Origin of the sequence: Rhodococcus sp. NJ-530, assembly GCF_003860625.1 — a bacterium.
Taxonomy (GTDB): domain Bacteria; phylum Actinomycetota; class Actinomycetes; order Mycobacteriales; family Mycobacteriaceae; genus Rhodococcus_F; species Rhodococcus_F qingshengii.
Genome location: NZ_CP034152.1, coordinates 3,133,549 through 3,152,476 on the forward strand (window position 1 = coordinate 3,133,549; position 18,928 = coordinate 3,152,476).

General features: G+C 64.2%; 6 protein-coding genes and 2 pseudogenes. All 8 read left to right on the forward strand.

Features of this window, described 5'->3' with window-relative positions:
- Positions 1 to 3: 3 nt before the first annotated feature.
- The 8 genes and pseudogenes from sufD (at position 4) to EHW12_RS14870 (ending at position 18,927) form a co-directional block, all read left to right on the forward strand.
- The gene (gene sufD, locus EHW12_RS14845) at positions 4 to 1,224 is read left to right on the forward strand and encodes a Fe-S cluster assembly protein SufD (protein WP_003945011.1); all 1,221 of its coding nucleotides are present in this window, start codon (positions 4 to 6) and stop codon (positions 1,222 to 1,224) included.
- Positions 1,225 to 1,285: 61 nt separating this feature from the next.
- Positions 1,286 to 2,092: a Fe-S cluster assembly ATPase SufC gene (gene sufC / locus EHW12_RS14850; RefSeq protein ID WP_003944795.1), complete on the forward strand. Its 807-nt coding sequence runs from the start codon at positions 1,286 to 1,288 to the stop codon at positions 2,090 to 2,092.
- Positions 2,093 to 2,097: 5 nt separating this feature from the next.
- Positions 2,098 to 3,363, forward strand: a complete 1,266-nt coding sequence (locus tag EHW12_RS14855) for a cysteine desulfurase (RefSeq protein WP_003944865.1) — start codon at positions 2,098 to 2,100, stop codon at positions 3,361 to 3,363.
- Positions 3,364 to 3,366: 3 nt separating this feature from the next.
- Positions 3,367 to 3,869 (forward strand): annotated as a pseudogene (gene sufU / locus EHW12_RS14860) (Fe-S cluster assembly sulfur transfer protein SufU).
- Complete coding sequence (locus EHW12_RS14865) at positions 3,866 to 4,288, forward strand: metal-sulfur cluster assembly factor (RefSeq protein ID WP_003944963.1); 423 nt, start codon at positions 3,866 to 3,868, stop codon at positions 4,286 to 4,288. The pseudogene sufU and the gene EHW12_RS14865 overlap by 4 nt, the downstream one beginning before the upstream one ends.
- Before the next feature lie 339 nt (positions 4,289 to 4,627).
- Positions 4,628 to 8,428: an amino acid adenylation domain-containing protein gene (locus tag EHW12_RS35235; RefSeq protein ID WP_241199168.1), complete on the forward strand. Its 3,801-nt coding sequence runs from the start codon at positions 4,628 to 4,630 to the stop codon at positions 8,426 to 8,428.
- Positions 8,425 to 8,529, forward strand: a pseudogene (locus EHW12_RS35240) (phosphopantetheine-binding protein); the annotation flags it as partial. The gene EHW12_RS35235 and the pseudogene EHW12_RS35240, both read left to right, overlap by 4 nt.
- A 3-nt stretch (positions 8,530 to 8,532) precedes the next feature.
- The gene (locus tag EHW12_RS14870; protein WP_241199174.1) at positions 8,533 to 18,927 is read left to right on the forward strand and encodes a non-ribosomal peptide synthetase; all 10,395 of its coding nucleotides are present in this window, start codon (positions 8,533 to 8,535) and stop codon (positions 18,925 to 18,927) included.
- Position 18,928 lies beyond the last annotated feature (1 nt).

The window sequence follows — 18,928 nt, forward strand, 5'->3', positions numbered from 1 at the left end:
TTAGTGACCACGCCAGAGACCGGAGTCATCGGAGCTGTTGCCGGGGAGAACCCGACCGCTCCTGTAAAGGGTGCAGCCACAGGCTCACCCATCACGAACAAGGGTGAGCAGTTCTCCTCGTTCGACGTCAATGCTTTCGAGGTTCCCGGCGGACGTGACGAGATCTGGCGGTTCACCCCGCTGCGTCGCCTCCGGGGATTGCACGACGGCAGCGCCGTCGCCAACGGACAGGTCACCGTCGAGGTCGACGGCGGAAGCGACATCACCGTCGAGACCGTCGGGCGTGACGACGCACGTCTGGGCAAAGCCGGCGTTCCCGCTGATCGCATTGCAGCGCAGGCGTATTCGAGCTTCGAGACGGCAACGGTTATCTCGGTTGGTGCCGAGGTCGAGGTCGAGAAGCCCGTTGTGGTCACCATGACCGGCCCCGGAGTCGACAACGTCGCCTACGGACACACCCAGATTCGTCTGGCGCAGTTCGCCAAGGCGACGTTCGTGATCGACCAGCGCGGCAGCGGAACCTTCGCGGAGAACATCGAATTCGTTCTCGGTGACAGTTCGCAGCTGACCGTGGTGGCCATCCAGGACTGGGCGGACGACGCAGTTCACGTGACGTCACACCACGCTCGCCTGAACCGCGACGCAGTGCTTCGGTACACCTCGATCAGCCTGGGCGGCGACCTGGTGCGCCTGTCCGCCACCGTCAAGTACGACGGACCGGGCGGCGACGCCGAACTGCTCGGCCTGTACTTCGCCGACGCCGGCCAGCATCTGGAACAGCGTCTGCTGGTGGATCATTCGCAGCCCAACTGCAAGTCCAACGTGGTCTACAAGGGTGCGCTTCAGGGAGATCCCGGATCCGGCAAGCCCGACGCGCACACCGTGTGGATCGGCGACGTTCTCATCCGCGCCGCAGCGGAGGGCACCGACACGTTCGAGCTCAACCGCAACCTGGTGCTGACCGACGGCGCCCGCGCCGACTCGGTTCCGAACCTCGAAATCGAGACCGGTGAGATCGTCGGGGCCGGCCACGCAAGTGCAACGGGACGTTTCGACGACGAGCAGCTGTTCTACCTGCGTGCTCGTGGTATCCCGGAGGATCAGGCTCGTCGTCTGGTCGTACGTGGGTTCTTCCACGAAATCATCAACAAGATCGCTGTTCCCGAGGTGCGCGATCGCCTCGAAGCCGCAGTCGAAGCCGAACTCGCAGCCGTCGGCTCCTGACCGCCCCGCATGCGACACCACCCCGTCGCTACGCTCGCCCGCCTCATCTTGAAGGAATTTCATGTCTACCAGTGACAACACCACCACCTCGGTCCTCGAGGTTCGTGACCTGCACGTCGAGGTCGCCAACTCCGATGCCAACGCCGAGCCCATCCAGATCCTCAAGGGCGTCGACCTGACGGTCCGCTCGGGGGAGACCCACGCGATCATGGGTCCCAACGGCTCCGGCAAGTCGACTCTGTCGTACGCCATCGCCGGTCACCCCAAGTACCAGGTCACGTCAGGCTCCATCACCCTCAACGGTGAAGACGTCCTTGCAATGAGCGTCGACGAGCGTGCACGTGCCGGGCTCTTCCTGGCCATGCAGTACCCCGTCGAGGTTCCCGGCGTTTCCATGTCCAACTTCCTGCGCACCGCCGCTACGGCCGTGCGAGGCGAGGCTCCCAAGCTGCGCCACTGGGTCAAGGAAGTCAAGGAAGCCCTCAGCGAGCTCGAGATCGATCCCTCGTTCATCGAGCGCTCGGTCAACGAAGGCTTCTCCGGTGGCGAGAAGAAGCGCCACGAGATCCTGCAGTTGGGCATGCTCAAGCCGAAGATCGCGATCCTCGACGAGACCGATTCCGGCCTCGACGTCGACGCTCTGCGCACCGTCTCCGAAGGCGTCAACCGCTACAAGGAGCGCGAGAACGGCGGCGTTCTGCTGATCACGCACTACACGCGCATTCTGCGCTACATCAACCCCGACTTCGTTCACGTGTTCGTCGGTGGCCGCATCGTCGAGTCCGGTGGACCGGAGCTGGCCGACGAGCTCGAGACCAACGGCTACGTTCGTTTCACCGCGGACACCGCAGCTACCCAGGGAGCGTAATCACGATGACCACCTCGGTGCGCGAGCTCGACGTCACAGCGGTTCGGGCCGACTTCCCGATCCTGGCGCGAACCGTGCGCGACGGAAAACCTTTGGTGTACTTGGATTCCGGCGCTACCTCGCAGCGTCCGGTCCAGGTTCTCGATGCCGAACGGGACTTCCTGACCACGTGTAACGCGGCAGTACACCGGGGTGCTCATCAGCTCGCAGAAGAGGCGACTGACGCGTACGAGAATGCTCGCGCCACTATCGCTTCCTTCGTGGGTGCGGATTCGGACGAGTTGGTGTTCACCAAGAACGCCACCGAGGCTCTCAATCTGGTGACCTACGTTCTCGGTGACGATCGCTTCGACCGCCATGTCGGTCCTGGCGACGAAATCGTCATCACCGAACTCGAACACCACGCCAACCTCGTTCCCTGGCAGGAACTTGCGCGCCGAACCGGTGCGACGCTCAAGTGGTACGGCGTCACCGACGACGGCCGGATCGATCTTGATTCGCTGGAGCTGACGGACGCGGTGAAGGTCGTTTCGTTCACCCACCAGTCCAACGTGACCGGCGCGATCGCGCCCGTCGAGGAATTGGTGCGACGAGCACGCGCCGTCGGTGCACTCGTCGTGCTCGACGCGTGCCAGTCGGTGCCTCACATGGCGGTCGACTTCCACGAACTGGGAGTGGACTACGCGGCGTTCTCCGGTCACAAGATGCTCGGCCCTTCGGGGGTCGGAGTTCTCTACGGCCGTCGTGAACTGCTGGCAGCAATGCCTCCGTTCATCACCGGTGGCTCGATGATCGAGACGGTCACCATGGAGGTCAGCACCTACGCGCCACCGCCTCAGCGTTTCGAAGCCGGCGTACCGATGACCTCACAGGTGGTCGGGTTGGGCGCTGCCGTGGATTACCTGAACACCTTCGGGATGGACGCCGTCGCCGCGCACGAGCACGTGTTGGTGGAGGCTGCTCTCGAAAAGTTGTCGGCGATCGAAGGTCTGCGCATCATCGGACCGCAGACGTCCGAGAACCGCGGCGGAGCGATTTCCTTTGTCGTGGACGGTATTCACGCCCACGACCTCGGACAGATCCTCGACGACGAGGGCGTCGCGATTCGCGTCGGACACCATTGTGCGTGGCCGCTGCATCGTAAGTTCGGTGTCGCTGCGACGGCCCGTGCGTCGTTTGCGCTCTACAACACCACCGCGGAAATCGATGTTCTCGTTGCCGCGATCAAGCGTGCGCAGGAATTTTTCGGTGTCGCAGGGGAGTTGAACTGAATCATGCGCATGGAGCAGATGTATCAGGAAGTGATCCTCGATCACTACAAACATCCGCACGGCCGCGGACTCCGTGAGCCGTTCGGCGCCGAGGTGCACCACGTCAACCCGACGTGTGGCGACGAGGTGACGTTGCGCGTCCAGATCTCCGAGGACGGAACGGTCTCCGACGTCTCGTACGACGGTCAGGGTTGTTCGATCAGCCAGGCGTCGACGTCGGTGCTCAACGACCTCGTCATCGGGATGCAGGTCACCGACGCACTGAAGACGGTGACGGCGTTCAACGAGATGGTGAGCAGTCGGGGCACCGTCGAGGGGACGAGGACGTTCTCGGCGACGGTATCGCGTTCGTCGGAGTCTCGAAGTATCCGGCACGCGTGAAGTGCGCCTTGCTCGGATGGATGGCATTCAAGGATGCTGTAGTCCAGATTGTCGACGGCAGTGCTGTGACGACGGCGGACAGCAGCAGTGAATTGGTCGACACGACTGAAGGACAGGGATCATGACCGAGACACAACCAGTGCAGGACGCCGAGGTCGGCGCTCCGGTGAATCCGAATCCCGATTCCACTGCGGAATTCGGTGGCGCACAGGGCAGTGGCACTGTCCCGTCGCCTGAGCGACTCGACGAACTCGAAGAAGCGATGCGCGACGTCGTCGATCCCGAACTGGGAATCAACGTCGTCGATCTCGGCTTGGTCTACGGACTCTTCGAAGACGACGGTGTCGTCACGATCGACATGACTTTGACGTCGGCGGCGTGCCCGTTGACCGACGTGATCGAGGACCAGGCGCGCGGCGCACTTGTGCGTAGCGATCTGTGTACCGACATGAAGATCAACTGGGTGTGGTTGCCGCCGTGGGGACCGGACAAGATCACCGAAGACGGACGCGAGCAACTGCGCGCACTCGGCTTCACGGTCTGACAAGCAACCTCGGCACGATCAACTGAATACATTTCACCGGAGCGTCGGTGCCCGTTCGTCGGGTACCGGCGCTTCGGTTTGTTATATAGGGCCGTTTTAGCCATGATATTCAGGACAATAGTCCCAAATGGTTGTTTGATGAATATTTGCTGGAAGCTGACTGATCGGTAACATCGCAGCTGATTGTCACGATGTGATCTCCGGCGGGCGATTTGCCAGTTTCCACCCGAGCTTTCCAAAGTATTCGTCTCATTTTCGAAGTGCCCCGATCAGTTCGAAGCGTCCAGCGGACGCATAAACCTGTTTGCATCATGATCAAGTTGTAAGAGGGAGATTCGTGTGGATGGCAGTCCCGACCGAGGAATCGTTTCCGCAGCTCGTCCGGACGACGAACTCACCTTCCCTCTTTCTGCCGCGCAACTTTCCCTGCTTGTCGCACAACAGCTTCGACCCGAGATTCCCGTCAGCATCGCTCAGTACGTGGACGTGGACGGCCCACTCGACATCGAGCTGCTGACCGCTGCCAGCAAACAGACCGGTCGTGAGATCGGCTCCGGATATCTGCGCCTGGTCGAGGTGGACGGGGTTGCGCGTCAGTGGCTCGATCTCGACATGGACGACTCCCTCGACGTGGTCGATCTTCGCGCCGAATCGGATCCGGAATCTGCAGCGCAGGAATGGATGCGCAGAGAGCACACCACCGCCATCGATCCGTTCACCGATCGCCTGGTCAGGCTGGCAGTCCTGGTGCTTCGCGACGACCATTACTACTGGTACAGCCGTATTCATCACGTAGCGCTCGACGGTTTCGGCGCGATGTCGATGATGAACCGCACAGCCGAGATCTACACCGCCGCGGTGCGCGATCTACCAGTTCCCCCAGCGGTAACTGCCCCCCTCCAATCGTTGGTGAAGGCAGAGGCCGACTATCTGGGCTCAACCCGGTGGGAACGCGATCGCGACTACTGGAACACCAAGATGGCCGACAAACCGGGCGGAACCTCGCTCGCGTCCTCGACTGCTCCGTCGCAGGCATGGTCACGCCTACGGTCGGCCACGGTACCTACGGAACTGCGGAGCTCCCTCGAACGGCTGGCCGCCGCCCACGACGTGACGACGTCGTCAGTGGTGATCGGTGCACTGGCGGCTTACCTCGCCCGGGCCACCGGGACCCGCGACGTGGTCCTCAGCCTGCCGGTCTCGGGGCGGACGACAAAAGCTGCTCGCCGGTCCGGCGGAATGATGTCGAACGTCGTTCCGATACGTGCGAGCGTCGATCCGCATTTCGCGGTCGGGGACTTGCTGCACGAGGTGAAGATCGAACTCACCGGCGCACTGCGTCATCAGAAATACCGCCACGAGGACCTGCGACGCGACCTCAACGCCGGTGATCACAGCATCGCCGACGGACGAGGCTTCCACGGGCCGTTGATCAACCTCATGCTGTTCCATTCCGGAATCACTCTCGGGGACGCGCACGGCGAACTGAACGTGATCTCGACCGGGCCGATCGAAGACCTCTCCGTCAACGTCTATCAGACTTCCGCAGCCGAAGAGATCCAGATCGACTTCGCCGCGAACCCAGACCTCTACACCAACGAGGACATCTCGCGTCACCACCGACGTTTCCTCGAATTCCTCGAATTGTTCTGCGCCGCAGAATCGGGAACTCGATTGATGGACATCGACCCCGACGCCGCGGGGAAGTGGATCGCCGAAGTCCAACACGCCCGCAACGTCGAGTACTGGTCTGCGACCTTGTCGAACCCCGCCGAGGAACTGGGTTTGCCGGTCGTCGCCGGATCCGGTCGAACGTCCACGCCCCTCGAGATCGAGGCAGGCCTCTGCCGGAGCCTCGAGACGATGGCGACGACGATGAACACGAGTCTGTTCGTGCTGTTCCAGTCTGCGATGGCCGGACTGCTGCGCCGCGTCGGTTCGGCCGACGAGGTGTCGATCGGCGTCTCGGTCCGAGGGTACGGCGCCTCCAATCCGGACGATTTCGTCTCGATGTTCGCCAACCAGTTGGTGCTTCGCTCGACGGTGTCGAACACCATGACGCTCACCGACCTGGTCGGTGCGGTGGACACCGTCGCAATCGAAGCTCTCGAACACGCAGACATTCTTCTGTCTTCGGTGACCGCCGCACTCGGTGACGGCCGCTGGGTCGAGACGGGCCCGTTGTTCCGGGCGATGGTCTGTTTCGAGGAGCCGCTGGATGCTCACCCGAGATTTCCGGGGCTCATGGTCGGTGCGCCTATCGGATCGGATCTGGCCACCGTGCCGGAACTGTTTGTCTCCCTGGCGATTCCGACTGGTGAGCATGCCGATTTCGATCAGCCGATCTCCGGTGTTCTGGATTGGCTCGGCACGAAAGAGCAAGCCGAGGACCTCGCCGACCGTTATCTACGAATCTTGACCGCGATGGTCGGTACTCCGCACTCGGCGCTCGGCTCAGTGGATCTACTGCACCCGGAGGCGCGCCAGGCGCTGGTGCCGCCCGTTCTGCCGATTACCCCGGTCCGAACGCTCTCCGAGATCCTTTCCGACCGCATTCGGGCGACCCCGGAAGCGATCGCCGTTGTCGCAGGTAGCGAGCGCGTGTCGTACCGAGAACTCGATCGACGATCGAATCAGTTGGCGCGCAAGCTCGTCGATCATGGCGTGCGATCCGAGTCGTTGGTCGGAATCATGCTGCCGAAATCCGTGGACATGATCGTTGCCGCTGTCGCGGTAGTGAAGGCCGGCGGCGGATACCTCCCACTCGATGGTGCGCACCCCGCCGAGCGTTTGGCGTATGTGGTCGAGGATGCGCAACCGGTGTGCGTCATCTCCGATTCCACTTTCCCGAACTCCACTTTCCCGAACTCCGCCTTCCCGAACTCTGACGTGGTGGTCGTCGGGGTCGAGTCCGACGAGTACTCCGGTGAGAGTCTGGAAACCGATGAGCGCCCGCGCGGACACGGAGCCGACAATCTGGCGTACGTGATCTACACCTCGGGGTCGACGGGCCGACCCAAGGGCGTCTCCGTCACCCACGCCACCGTGGTGCGATTGTTCGAGAACACGCACGTCGAATTCGGATTCGACGGCAACGACGTGTGGACGATGTTCCACTCGTTCGCCTTCGACTTCTCGGTGTGGGAACTGTGGGGCGCGCTGCTCCACGGCGGAACGCTGGTCCTGGTCGATCACGAGGTATCACGCGACCCTGACGCCTTCCGGGCGCTGGTCGCCGCAGAAGGCGTCACCGTGCTCAATCAGACGCCCTCGGCCTTCTACCAGTACATCGAAGCCGACCTTCGGGCCGATTCGAAGACCCGGCTCCGGTACGTGATCTTCGGTGGCGAAGCCTTGGACCTGCGTCGACTCGGGCGTTGGTACGACAATCACCCGGGGTACGAAAGTCACACGGAATCCGCGCCTGCACTCGTCAACATGTACGGCATCACCGAGACGACGGTGCACGTCACCCATCTCGAACTCGACCGGGCGAGCGCGAGTGCGCTGACCGGCAGCCGGATCGGTGACGCGATCGACGGACTTCGTGTGTACCTGCTCGACGAGCATCTCTCCCCGGTCCCGGTGGGGATCGCGGGGGAGATCTATGTCGCGGGCGGTCAACTCGCCCGTGGCTATCTGGGCCGTCCAGACCTCACCGCGGGCCGGTTCGTCGCCGATCCTTTCAATGCCGGCGGACGACGGTTGTACCGGTCCGGCGACCGCGCACGATGGATTGCGCCCGGACAACTCGAGTACCTCGGACGCGGCGACGCGCAGGTCAAGATCCGCGGATTCCGGATCGAACTCGGCGAAATCGACTCCGTCATCCTCAGCGCGCCGGGAATCGACGATGCCGTGACCGTCGTGGCTCCGACGCCGGCGGGCGGCGCTCTCGTGACCTATGTGACCGCTTCCGACGTCGTGGACGCCGAAGCCCTCCGAGCTCACGCCGCCGAAGCCCTCCCGACCTACATGGTTCCCGATGCCTTCATGGTCCTCGATTCGATTCCGTTGACCACCAACGGAAAACTGGACCGGCGTGCGCTGCCTTCGCCTATCCTGGCCTCCACCAAGGTCTTCCGACCCCGACGACCCCGACCGAGGGCAAGGTTGCGGCGGTTCTGGCTGACATCCTGAGTAGTGGACCGCTCGGACTCGACGATAATTTCTTCCATCTGGGCGGAAACTCGCTGGTAGCGACGACGGCGGTAGCGCGCTTGACCGAAGCCACCGGGGTTAAAATGCCGCTGCGTGCACTCTTCGACCATCCCACGGTGTCCGGGATCGCGGCGACGATCGAGCGTGCGGCACAGACCCCGGACGCCGACGGTATTCAGGTCGTGGCCCGGCCGGCTGTACTGCCTCTCGCTCCCGCGCAGCAGCGACTGTGGTTCCTGAACCGCGTGGCACCGGAATCAGGTGCGTACAACATTCCACTGGCGGTGTCGTTGCGCGGCGCCGTCGATCCCGACGCACTCAGTGCCGCGATCGTGGACGTCGTGACACGTCACGAGTCACTACGCACCGTGTTTCCTCAGATCGGGGACAACGCGACGCAGAAGGTTCTGGGCCTGGGCGAGGGGATCGCAGGGCTCGAGTCGATCGACGTGGAACGCGGAAGCCTCGAGAGAGTGATCTTCGAATTCTCTTCGGCCGGTTTCGATCTGGTCCGCGAACGTCCGGTGCGCTACCTGCTGATCACTGTCGCCGCCGAGAAGGAAGGCGATGACGAGGAAGCTGTCCTCGTAGTGGTTCTGCACCACATGGTGGCCGACGGTTGGTCGCTCGCGCCGTTGGCTGCTGATCTCACCGGCGCCTACGCCGCCCGCGTCGGCGGCAACAGCCCGCAGTGGGCACCCCTTCCGGTGCAGTACGCCGACTACACGCTCTGGCACCGAGAACACCTCGGCGACGCGTCATCCACCGATTCACTTGCCCACTCACAGATCGCGTTCTGGAAGCAGCAGCTGGCGGGAGCGCCCGAGCAGCTCCACCTGCCGACGGACCGTCCGCGCGCACTCGACCCGACCATGCGCGGAGCCGGAGTCGACATCAGAATCGGCGCTTCCACGCATCAGAAGCTCGTTGTACTTGCCGCCGATCACGACGCCACGCCGTTCATCGCCCTGCACGCGTGCTTCGCCCTGCTTCTGGCCAGGTACAGCGGCACGGACGACATCGTCATCGGAACACCGGTGGCCGGACGAGGGGACAGATCTCTCGATCTGCTCGTCGGCATGTTCGTCAACACTCTGGCCTTGCGGACCGTCGTCGATCGGGACGCAACGTTCGCCGCACACCTGTCGCAGGTCAGGGCCGTCGACGTGGATGCCTTCGACAATGCGGACGTGCCTTTCGACGTCGTCGTGGACGCGCTCGAACTGGACCGCTCGCCTGCGCACCATCCGGTCTTTCAAGCTGCCATCACCTCGCGGATAACCACCGCTCACACAGCCGAACTGGCCGGGGTGTCGATGACGGCGCGGGCAGTCGAGACGGGGCTGACCAAGTTCGACCTCGAGCTCACCGTTACCGAACGTCACGAGTCCGGGGCCGCAGCAGGAATCGATGCCACGTTCACCTATTCCACCGACCTGTTCGACAACGCGACCGTCGAAGCCTTGGCGCGAAACTTCGTAACCCTCGTGGAATCGGCAGTGTCGGAACCGACTGCATCGGTTGGTGACCTTCGTGTACTCGGATCGCGGGAGAGTGCCGCGACGTTGCCGCGACGCGGTGTGGCTTCGGTGGGCGAATCGACGCTGGCGCAGATCCTCGGAGACACCGCGAGGAAGTATGCCGACGCGATCGCCCTCGAAGACTCCGAGCGCTCACTCTCGTACGGGGAGCTGGAGCGTCGATCGAATCGGATCGCTCGATACCTCATGGATCTGGGCGTCGGCCCCGAGACACCGGTCGCACTGGCAGTTGCCCGATCGGCCGACTCCGTGCTCGCAGTCTGGTCGGTCACCAAAGCCGGTGGCGTTTTCGTCCCGGTCGATCCCCGTTATCCCGCAGATCGAGTTGCGCACATGCTCGCGGATTCGGGTGTGCGGATCGGAATTCGGTCCGCCGAGGTTGCGGCCGGTCCGGCAGCCGGTGGGAACGTCGCAGTCTGGATCGACCTCGGCGACGCGGACACGGTTGCAGAATGTGCCGCCTACTCCGACGCTGCCATCGACGACGCTGACAGAACAGCGTCGATCACTGCGGCGTCGGCCGCGTACGTCATCTACACGTCCGGCTCGACCGGAGTGCCGAAGGGCACCGTCGTCACTCATACGGGTTTGGCCAATCTTGCTCGCGAACAACAGGATCGGTACCGGATCACCGCCGGGTCGCGAACTCTGCATTTTGCGTCACCGAGCTTCGACGGCGCCGTACTCGAGCTACTGCTCGCCGGTTCGACCGGCGCGACGATGGTGATCGCCCCTCCCGACATCTACGGAGGGGAGGCGTTGAGCGAGTTCCTCCGAAGCCGCGAGGTCACTCATGCCTTCATCACTCCGGCTGCGCTGGCGACCGTCGATCCGGCGGGCGTGACGGCACTGGAATGCGTAGTCGTCGGCGGCGACGTGTGCACGCCGGAATTGGTCTCGAGCTGGGGCAACGGGCGCAGACTGCACAACGGATACGGTCCGACCGAAACCACTGTCATGGTTGCCATCAGTGACCCACTCTCACCGGGGGAGCCGATCACCATCGGCGGTCCCATCCGCGGAATCGACGCCGTGGTGCTCGACTCTCGGCTGCAACCGGTCCCGATCGGCGGCGTCGGCGAGCTGTACATCGGTGGGCCGGGCCTTGCACGTGGTTACCACCTTCGTCCCGCGCTGACGTCGGATCGGTTTGTCGCGCATCCGTACTCGACGCCCGGTGCCCGGATGTACCGAACCGGTGACCTGGTCCGCTGGACCAAGGACCTGACCCTTCGCTACGTGGGCCGCAGCGATCATCAGCTCAAGATCCGCGGGTTCCGCATCGAACTCGGCGAGATCGACGCTGCTCTGATGGATTCCCCTCTCGTCCAGTTCGCCACGACGATTCCCGTCGAATCCGCCGCGGGTACCACTCTGGCGTCGTACGTGTTGCTGAGCGGCGACGCTGATATCGAGTCGCTGTTCGTGGGACTCGCCGACACGCTGCCGCGGTACATGATTCCGTCGTCGATCACCCCGATCGACGCCATTCCGTTGACTCCGGTCGGCAAACTCGATCGCAGAGCGTTGCCGACGCCGATACCGCGCGAAATCCTCGGAACGGGCCGTGAACCCGAGGCCGGACTCGAACGAACCGTTGCCGACGTGTTCGCTTCACTGCTCGACGTGCCCGAGGTCCGGGCCGGAGACAGCTTCTTCGATCTCGGGGGCAACTCGCTCGTCGCGACGCAGGTGTCCGCGCGGTTGAGCGCAGCGACGGGACTCACGGTGGACGTTCGCTCGATCTTCGAAGCGCCGACCGTCGAAGCGCTTGCTGCACGTCTGGCGGCGAGCGCCGAAGAATCAGACGATCGACCTGCCCTGAGCGCCGGCGCTCGGCCGGACCGCCTACCGCTCTCCGCCGCGCAACAGCGCCTGTGGTTCGTCAATCGCTTCGACCCCCAGTCCGCGGTCTACAACATTCCGTTCGCGATCCGCATCACCGGAGACATCCACGGCGATGCACTCGAGGAGGCGCTTGCGGACGTCATTGCACGCCATGAGGTGCTTCGAACGATCTACGTCGACAGCGCCGACGGCCCGAGCCAGGTCATCCGAGCGCACTCCGACGTGCAGTTCTCCGTCGAGCGCTACTGCGGATCCGAAGGTGTGGACGCGGCGACGACGGAGTTCGCGGCGCGTGGGTTCGATCTCGGTTCGGATCTGCCGATTCGGGCCATGCTGGTGCGCGAGGACGCCGGCGCTCACGTACTGGTCGTCGTCATCCACCACATCGCCTTCGACGGCTGGTCCCTGACTCCCTTTGCGACAGATTTCGTCGCGGCGTACTCCGCACGCGTCGTTGGAGACGCCCCGGTTTTCACACCGCTCGACGTGCAGTACGCCGACTACGCGGTGTGGCAGCAAGACTCGCTCGGACAGGTCGGCGACCAGGAGTCTCTGGTTGCCCGCGAACTGACCTTCTGGACCACTGCCATGGCTGGTGCCCCGGACGAGGTACTGCTACCGGTCGATCGCCCACGCGGATCTGTCTCCACGACCGCCGTCGGATCGGTGCCGATCGTCATCGACGCGGCGACCGGGGAGCGTCTCGCCGCCGTGGCGAGGCGCAGTGGCTCGACGCAGTTCATGGTCGTACACGCGATCCTGGCGGTTGTTCTCGCGCGTCTCGGTGCAACCGACGACGTGGTGGTCGGCACCCCGGTGGCAGGCCGCGGGCGACCCGAGCTGGATTCCCTGATCGGGATGTTCGTCAATTCGGTACCGCTTCGGACGCCGGTCGATCACCGAGCGTCGTTCACCTCCCTGCTCGAGGTCGTCCGTGAACGCGACCTTGCCGCCTTCGCGCACCCCGAGCTGCCCTTCGAGGTGCTGGTCGACGCCCTCGATCTCGACCGGTCCACTACGCGACACCCCCTGTTTCAGGTCATGCTGTCGTACCACCAGAATGTGGTCTCGCCGCAGGTCACGGTCCACGACGCGCATCTCGAAGCGCAAGCACTCGAACCGTCCGTCGCGAAGTTCGACCTCGAGTTCACCCTGCTGGCAGGCGATTCCGAGAAGACCGAGATCACCGGGTCGCTCAGGTTCGCCGAGGCGCTCTTCGACATTGCCACCGCGGAAACGATCGCCGCGCGTGTGCAGTCGGTGGCCCGCGCCGTCGCCGCAGATCCGGACGCCGCGATCGACGACCTAGATTTCCTCAGCACCCTCGAGCGGGCGTCGCTGATGCCGGTACGAGGTCCGGCGTGGACCAGTTCGCGCACCTTGGCCGAAATATTGACGCGGACCGCCACCCGTTCAGGCGATTCGGTGGCCCTTCGATCCGGTGACACCACCGTGCTCTACCGAGATCTCTTCGCCCGTGCATCGGCGCTTGCCCGCCGTCTGACCACGGAAGGGATCGGTGCCGAAGACATTGTGGCGATCGCGATTCCGCGCTCGATCGACTCGATCGTCGCCTTGTGGGGCGTTTCCTTGACCGGCGCCGCGTTTGTTCCGGTCGATCCGCGATACCCCGCCGATCGCATTCTGCACATGCTCACCGACTCCGGAGCCACTCGCGGAGTGACGACGGAAGCGGTGATCGAATCACTGCCCCGCCCGGTTCCGTGGATGACAATGGACGACATCCACGGCGACGGTGTCGGGCAGCCGGTTCCGGCCGCGCCGATCCGAATCGACAACCTCGCCTACATCATCTACACCTCCGGATCGACGGGAAAGCCCAAGGGCGTCAGCGTCACTCATCGTGGCCTGAGCGCGTTGGCGGCCGAGCAGACGGCGCGTTACGGCATCTCGGCGCAGTCGCGGACGCTGCACTTCTCCTCACCGAGCTTCGACGCATCCATCCTCGAACTGCTGCTCGCAGTCGGTGAAGGAGCGACGATGGTGATCGCCTCTCCCGACGTCTACGGCGGCCAGGACCTAGCCGAATTGGTCACCGATCACCAGGTGACCCACGCGTTCATCACACCGGCAGCGCTGGCCTCGGTCGATCCCACCGGGCTGGACGTCCTGCAGTCGATCGTTGTCGGTGGCGAGGCATGCCCACCCGAACTGGTCCGCAAGTGGGCACCGGGTCGCCGATTGTTCAACGGCTACGGGCCGACGGAAACCACCGTCATGGTCTGTATCAGTGATGCCTTGAGCGTGGGGGAGACCGTGACCATCGGCGGGCCCGTCCGCGGCGTGTCCGCGGTAATTCTCGACGGCTCGGCTCAGCCGGTACCCGTCGGGGTCACCGGTGAGCTCTACATCGCCGGCCTGGGACTTGCCCGCGGCTACCTCGACCAACCCGCCTTGACGGCGACGCGATTCGTGGCAGCGCCGTTCGGCCCGGCCGGCACCCGCATGTACCGGACCGGTGACCTGGTTCGGTGGACGCCGCTCGGGACGATCGAATACGTCGGGCGCTCCGATCACCAGGTGAAAGTGCGCGGATTCCGCATCGAACTGGGCGAGATCGACTCCGTCCTCAGCACTTACCCCGGCGTCGAGTTCGCGGTCACCGTGGGCGTCGACGCAGCTTCCGGTGAGACGATGTTGGCGTCGTACGTAGTGCTCGGTGCCGATGCGGTCGAGATGGACGAGTTGCTGAGCCATGCGCGCCGCTCACTGCCCGCCTTCATGGTGCCGTCGGCGATCACCCCGATCGATCACGTACCGCTGACCCCCGTCGGGAAGCTCGACCGATCGGCATTGCCGGCGCCGACACTGCGTTCGTCCGAGCGAAGTGTCGAGCCGCTGACGACCGCGACCGAACTCCAGGTTGCCGGCGTCGTGGCGGAACTGCTGGGTATCGAACAGATCAGTGCGTCGGACAGTTTCTTCGAACTCGGTGGCAACTCACTGCTCGCCACCAGACTGGCCCAGCGACTCGGCGAGTCGTTGGGCAGGCAGGTGCCTGTCCGAATGCTGTTCGAGCACCCCGAAATTCGGGAACTTGCCACCGCGCTCGACACATCCGCCGGGGCGAAGGCGCTTCCACCGATCACCGCCGTAGACCGCCCCGAGCGAATTCCGCTGTCCTACGCGCAAGCACGCATCTGGTTCCTCAACCAGATGGATCCCGGCTCACCCGCGTACAACGTCCCTGCTGCGATCTCCCTCGACGGTGCACTCGACGTGCCGGCCCTCGAAGCTGCTGTCCTCGACGTGATCGAAAGACACGAAATCCTGCGCACAGTGTTCCCCGACTCCGACTCCGGCCCGCACCAGGTGATCCAGGATGCATTTACCTCGTTGGAATACGGAACTGCGGACACCCGTGAACCGGCAGAGCTAGCCAGAGAATTCGCGTCGCGCGGATTCGACATCACGACCCAAGCTCCCGTTCGCGCGCTCCTGCTCGAATCGACGCCGCAGCACCACACACTTGTCATCGTGATCCACCACATCGCGGCGGACGGATGGTCGATCGCGCCGTTGATGAAGGACGTGCTCACCGCCTACGTCGCGAGAAGTTCGGGACACGCTCCCGAGTTCACCGCGCTCGAGGTGCATTACGCGGACTTCGCGATCTGGCAGCGGGAAGCGCTGGGCGCGGTGAACGAATCCGCGAGCGTGCTCGGGGCACAGGCGTCGTATTGGCGGGAGACGTTGCGGGGCGCACCTGAATTGATCGACCTTCCGAGCGATCGAGCGCGTCCGCTCACCCAGTCGTTGAGCGGTGCCCACACCGCGGTCTCGCTTCCGGCGCACACCCGGATCGCGGTCGAGGCGGTTGCCGGAGCCAATGCGGCGACGCCGTTCATGGTGCTGCACGCTGCCTATGCCGTCCTGCTGTCCAGGCTGAGTCGAAGCACCGACATCGTGATCGGATCTCCGGTCGCCGGGCGAGGACACCGAGTTCTCGACGACCTCGTGGGAATGTTCGTGGGCACGGTCGGACTGCGCACGACGGTCGATCCCGGGTCGACGTTCGTCGACGTTCTGCGTACTGTCCGCTCCGTCGATCTCGACGCCTTCGCCCACGCGGACATTCCGTTCGAGCAGGTCGTGGACGTGGTGGCGCCGACCCGGAGCACCGACCGTCATCCGGTGTTCCAGACGATGATCTCGTTCCACGGCGCCCACCCGACGACGTGGGACCTGCCTGGACTTGCCGTTCGTGCCCACGAGATCACACCGGACATCGCCAAGTACGACCTGCAGTTCACCGTTGTCGAACAGACCGCGGAGGAAGGCGGCGGCTACGAGGCCTCCCTCACCTACGCGAAGGATCTCTTCGACACCGATACGGCGGAGTCGTTTGCAGTGATGCTGGAAACGATCGTCGAGACACTGACTGCCCAGCCCTCCGCCGTCGTCGGTGACGTGGATCTTGCGGGACGTCGCCTGCGTGCGTTGCCCGGACGTCCGGCCGGCGATGCTTTGACCTTGCCGGAGTTGCTGCTTCGCGGCGCTGCCGATCCGCACGCTCCGGCAATCGTCGACGTCGCCACATCCGTCACGCTCACGTACGGCGAACTCGACCGACGCTCCGACGCTATGGCGTTTGCGTTGATCGCTCGCGGAATAGCGCCGGAAATGATGGTGGCACTGGCGCTTCCGAGGTCGGCCGACTATGTGATCGCGCTCTGGGCCGTAGCGAAAGCCGGCGGAGTGTTTCTTCCCGTGGATCCGGCGTACCCCGCCGAGCGGATCGAGCACATGCTCACCGACAGTGGAGCGGTACTCGGTATCACCAGGGGCGAGTATGCGGCCGACCTTCCTGGCGTCACATCGTGGATCGAGTTGGATGCGATCGAATTCACCACCGAAATCGAGGCAGTCCATTCCGAGACACTGCCGGACGCGCCACTCGAGTTCGACAACCCGGCCTACTTGATCTACACCTCGGGCTCGACAGGAAAACCCAAGGGCGTGTTGGTCACTCACGCGGGACTGGCAGCGTTTGCCGACGAACAGCGGGAGCGTTTCGGCGTCACCGCGCACTCTCGCGCTCTGAGCTTCGCCTCGACGAGCTTCGACGCGTCGGTTCTCGAGCTCCTTCTGGCTTTCGGCTCCGGCGCAACGATGGTGATAGCGCCTCCGACAGTTCTCGGCGGTGTCGAATTGCACGAACTGCTCGACGAGCAGACGATCACCCATGCTTTCGTGACTCCAGCCGCCTTGGCGACTGTCGATCCCGCCGGGCTCGACCATCTCGAAGCCGTCGTCGTCGGCGGCGACGCCTGTTCCGCCGACCTCGTATCTCGGTGGGCACCGGGGCGCCGAATGTTCAACGCGTACGGCCCGACCGAGGCCACCGTCGCAGTCACCATCAGTGATTCGCTGGTCGCGGGGGAGCCCGTGACGATCGGCGGCCCGATCCGCGGCGTGGACGCGATGATTCTCGATTCCCGACTGCACTCGGTTCCCGGCCAGGTCGTCGGTGAGCTCTACGTCAGCGGCGACGGTCTCGCCCGCGGGTACCTCGGCAACCCCGCACTCACAGCCGCGCGCTTCGTCGCCGACCCGCATGGGCCCGAAGGCGCTCGGATGTACCGCACAGGGGATCTTGTGCGCGAAGATCGCTCAGGGGCACTGATCTACCTCGGACGCGCAGACCACCAGGTCAAGATCCGAGGGTTCCGAATCGAACTCGGAGAAATCGACGCGGTGCTGGCAGCGGAAGCGTCCGTGCATTCGGCTGTCAGCGTCGTCGTCGGGGAGGGCGTCGACGCTCGGATCGTCGCGTACGTCGTCCCGGCACATGCGGAATTCGACGCCGCCGCGCTGCGCCGTCACGCCGGTATATCGCTGCCTGTGCACATGATCCCGTCCGCTGTTGTCGTGATCGGCGCAGTCCCGACCACACCGGCGGGCAAGCTCGATCGCAGCGCTCTGCCTGCTCCCAACTGGGAGTCGCCGAGTGGACGCAGTCCGGAAGGCAGCGACGAGATCGCGATCTGCGCTGCTTTCGCAGAGGTACTCGATCTGGCCGACGTAGACACGTACGCCGATTCGAGTTTCTTCGAACTCGGCGGCAACTCACTCATGGCAACGCGTTTGGTCGCTGCCATCAAAGAACGCACCAGCATGACCGTCCCCGTCGCGTGGATATTCTCCGACCCGACTCCGGAGGCATTGGCGCGCAGACTCTTCGAACTCGAGGCAACAGTTGTGACAAGTGACGCGGATACCTCCGCACTTGCGGTAGTCCTGCCACTACGTCCGGAAGGCCGCGCCGAGCCACTGTTCTGCATCCATCCGGCCATCGGATTGGCCTGGTGCTACGGAGCGCTCGATCGCTACGTCGACTCCAGCCGGCCGCTCTACGGCCTGCAGTCGCCGGTCCTGACGGACTCCGAATTTCGGGCGGAGCTGATCGAGGACTTCGCGGCGCGGTACGTCGAGGAAATTCGCGGAGTTCAGCCGCACGGTCCGTATCACCTGCTGGGGTGGTCGATCGGCGGATTGATCGCTCACGCGGCGGCGGTGCAGTTGCAAGCCGCGGGTGAGAGCGTCGCCGACCTGATTCTGCTCGACAGCTTCGTTCTCGAAGACCCGACGATGGCGGGCGCGCAGCCTTCTCTCGCCGAACTGATCGGCGGGTTGGGGATCTCGGTCCCGGACACCGGCGAGCGTGATCTGACACCCGAGGACGCCGAAGCACTCTTGCGCGAAGCCATCGGCGATCACCCCTTGGTCTCGAGCGATCGGATCGAGCGACTGTTCGAGGAATACTCCGCAGGCGCCGAACTGGCTCACCGATACCGCCCGGGCAAGTTCGTGGGCGATCTGCTGTTCTTCTCGGCACACGCCGACACCTTCGACCCGCTGCGAACCGCGTCGGCGTGGCGACCGTTCGTCTCCGGGGTGATCATCGACCGTCCGGTGCCCACGTCACACGCCGAAATGTTCACCGAGGCAGGTCTGGAGGCGATCGGACCCGTGATCAACCTTGCGGTCGGAACGGGTCGTCACGCGGCTCCGGACGTCGACGCAGAGTTGGACGCTCTGATCGAGGTCCAAGACGTGCGCGGCTGAC

Coding starts and splice junctions, on each gene's coding strand:
- sufC (WP_003944795.1), top strand. CDS start 1,286: ATGTCTACCAGTGACAACACCACCACCTCGGTCCTCGAGGTTCGTGAC.
- EHW12_RS14865 (WP_003944963.1), top strand. CDS start 3,866: ATGACCGAGACACAACCAGTGCAGGACGCCGAGGTCGGCGCTCCGGTG.
- EHW12_RS14855 (WP_003944865.1), top strand. CDS start 2,098: ATGACCACCTCGGTGCGCGAGCTCGACGTCACAGCGGTTCGGGCCGAC.
- EHW12_RS14870 (WP_241199174.1), top strand. CDS start 8,533: ATGCCGCTGCGTGCACTCTTCGACCATCCCACGGTGTCCGGGATCGCG.